General features: G+C 60.2%; 3 protein-coding genes. All 3 read right to left on the bottom strand.

Annotation, left to right across the window (positions count from 1 at the left end; translation table 11 throughout):
- Window positions 1-1,277: FAD-binding oxidoreductase (locus AAAB35_RS01530; RefSeq protein ID WP_340666491.1), on the bottom strand; the 1,277-nt coding region annotated here is incomplete at its 3' end.
- Window positions 1,274-2,086 (bottom strand): ABC transporter permease, encoded by an 813-nt coding sequence (locus tag AAAB35_RS01525; RefSeq protein WP_340666490.1) that lies wholly within the window; start codon window positions 2,084-2,086, stop codon window positions 1,274-1,276. The genes AAAB35_RS01530 and AAAB35_RS01525, both read right to left, overlap by 4 nt.
- A gap of 3 nt (window positions 2,087-2,089) precedes the next feature.
- Window positions 2,090-2,718, bottom strand: a 629-nt coding sequence (locus AAAB35_RS01520; protein WP_340666489.1) for an ABC transporter permease, incomplete at its 5' end; no start/stop codon positions are given.

Raw genomic sequence — 2,718 nt, 5'->3', positions numbered from 1 at the left:
GGTCGCTTTTCAAGCCCGATGCCGTGCTCGGCCGAAAACGAGCCGCCCATCCGGCGAAGATTGGCATAGACGATCGCCTTGGCGCGCTCCTTGTCGGGAAATGCCTTATCGCCGGCAACACCGATATGAAGATTGCCATCGCCAAGATGGCCGAATGCGAAACCGCGAATGCCTTCGCCGAGCTCGGCAATACCGGACTTGAACTCCTGCAGCCAGGTTTCAAGCGCCCAAAGCGGCACGGAAATGTCAAACCAGTGGCAATAAGGAGCGTTGCGGTCGATGACGCTGCTGTCTTCGCGAATGTTCCAGATGGCGCTGCGTTCCTTTTCGCTCTGGGCGATGATCGCATCGATGACGAGAGCCTCTTCCATTGCAAGGCCGAGCGCGTCTTCAAGCCGCGAGCGGCCGGCAAGCGCGTCGGGATCGTCCGTTTCAACGATAAGGTAGGCGGGCGCATGGCTGAACGCGGCAAGAGAGGCTGGCCCGAGACTTTCAGATGCCAGCGCGAAGTAGTCACGCGCCATGAACTCGGCGCGCAAAAGATGAATGCTATGCTCATGCTGAAGTTTCTGGAAAAGGGTAACGGCAGCAGTGGCGGAGGGGCAGGCGAGAAGGGCGGTGGCGGTAAACGCGTCGGCTGGTGTCAACCGCATCACCGCCCGCGTTACAATGCCGAGCGTTCCCTCAGCGCCGATGAAGAGCTGCTTGACGTCATACCCCTCGTTGCATTTGCTGACCTCGGTCAGGTCGCCCATGATTGAGCCGTCAGCCAGCACCACCTCGAGCCCGAGGATGCGCTGGCGCATCACGCCATGGCGAAACGCCTCCATGCCGCCGGCATTGGTGGCGATCATGCCGCCGATCGTTGCACTGCCACGCGCGGCGATATCGATGCCGGTGGCAAGACCTTCCTTGGCTGACGCCTCCTGCAATGCCTGCAATGTCACGCCGGCTTCAACGATGGCCGTTGCCGCCGACGCTGAAAGCCGCTCAATGCGGCTAAGCCCTGAAAGCGACAGGATGACCTCGCCGGGTTTCGAGACGGCGCCGCCGGCAAGTCCGGTGCGCCCGCCATGCGGCACGACGCCGATCCGGTGCTCATTGCACAACCCAAGAACCGCCGCGACCTCCCTCGTCGATGCGGGCACGACCATCAGCCCGGCATCGAGATTGCGCGGGTCGGATCCGGGGTGAACAAGGCTCAGAGCCTCGTCCGTCCTCACCGCGTCCACTCCGACGACAGAACGAAGTGCTTGGATGAGGTCGTTCCTGTTCATTGCGGCTCCGATGATCCACGCCTTTCAAAGACGATGCGGATCGCAAGAATGAGGGCGGTAACAAGGATGAGAACAACCGAGATCGCCGCAATGGCAGGATCGATATTGTCGCGAAGGCCCATCCACATCAACCGGGGGAGCGTAATGGCATTGACGCTGGTGATGAAAAGGGTCACGCCGATCTCCTCCCAGGAAAGGACGAACGACAATAATGCCGCCGTGGCAATGCCGAACTTGATGTTCGGAAGGATGATCCTCAAGGCGCGCGTTGCAAGGTTCGCACCAAGGCCGCGCGCTGCAAGATCGATGCGGCGGTCGACCTGATAGAGCGCAACGAGGATGAGAACGACGGCAAACGGCGTGATCATCACCGCATGGGCAAGCACAACCCCAAGAAAGGTGTCGTAGCCGACAAAGCTGTTGAACGAGGAAAGCGCGGTCATCAGGAAATAAAGCGTCATGGCCGAGACGACCGGAGGCACCACCAGGGGAAGCAGAACGAAGCCGATCAATAGCGCCGAAAAGCGCGGCTGGAACATCCAGATACCAAGGCCGAACAGCGTTGCAAGACCGGTCGCGATCGCGCTCGATAAAATACCGATGCGCAAGCTCAGCCATATGCTTTGTCCCCATTGCGGATTGTCAATCAGCGCCTGGTAATGACGTAGCGACAGCGTTCCCTGCGGCATCGAAAGGAAACGGGCAGGCGTGAATGAAACCGGCACCACCGCGATGAGCGGCATGAGCAGGAACAGCGCAACGGCGGTGGCGAGGATAAGAATAACAGGGCCTGGTCGTGACGATTGCATTATCTATCCAACGAGATGCGCAGGTTTGATGAAGCGCCGCATGAGAGCAAGAAGGGTGCCGATGAAAAGGACAAGCACGACGCTGATGGCGGCGCCAAGGCCCCAGTCCGGGCTCTGAAAAATGCGCAGATAGACGAGTTCAGCCACCATGACGCTGCGCCCGCCGCCAAGAATGGCAGGCGTGACGAAGAAACCGAGCGCGAATACGAAAACGATGAGGGCGGCACCGATCAGTCCGCCATAGGTGAGCGGCACGAAAACGCTCCAGAAGATGCGGGTGCGCGATGCGCCCATGCCGCGCGCGGCAAGCAGTACTCGCTCGTCAATGCTGCGCATGGCGGACGCGATCGGAAAGACTGCAAACGGTATCAGGAAATGCGTCATGCCGATGATGACGCCGAGCTCGTTGCGGGCAAGCGCCAGCGGTTCGCTGACGATGCCTGCCGACTGCAGCCAGGTGTTGATGAGACCACGATTGGAAAGCATCGCCAGCCAGCCGAAGGCACGCGTCAAGACCGATATCCAGAACGGGACAAGAATGCAGAACTCGGCAAGCATGCGTTGCACCGAAGAACCGCGCACCCAGACATAGGCAATGGCATAGGCGGCAACGAGCGATGCCGCCGTCACGA

This window comes from Phyllobacterium sp., assembly GCF_037994425.1.
Taxonomy (GTDB): Bacteria; Pseudomonadota; Alphaproteobacteria; order Rhizobiales; family Rhizobiaceae; genus Phyllobacterium.
Note: the sequence above shows the minus strand (reverse complement) of the source record. Positions and strands in the feature narration are given on the sequence as shown.

What these genes read in the sequence shown, in the direction of transcription:
- AAAB35_RS01525 (WP_340666490.1), bottom strand. Translation starts at nt 2,086, where the DNA reads ATGCAATCGTCACGACCAGGCCCTGTTATTCTTATCCTCGCCACCGCC.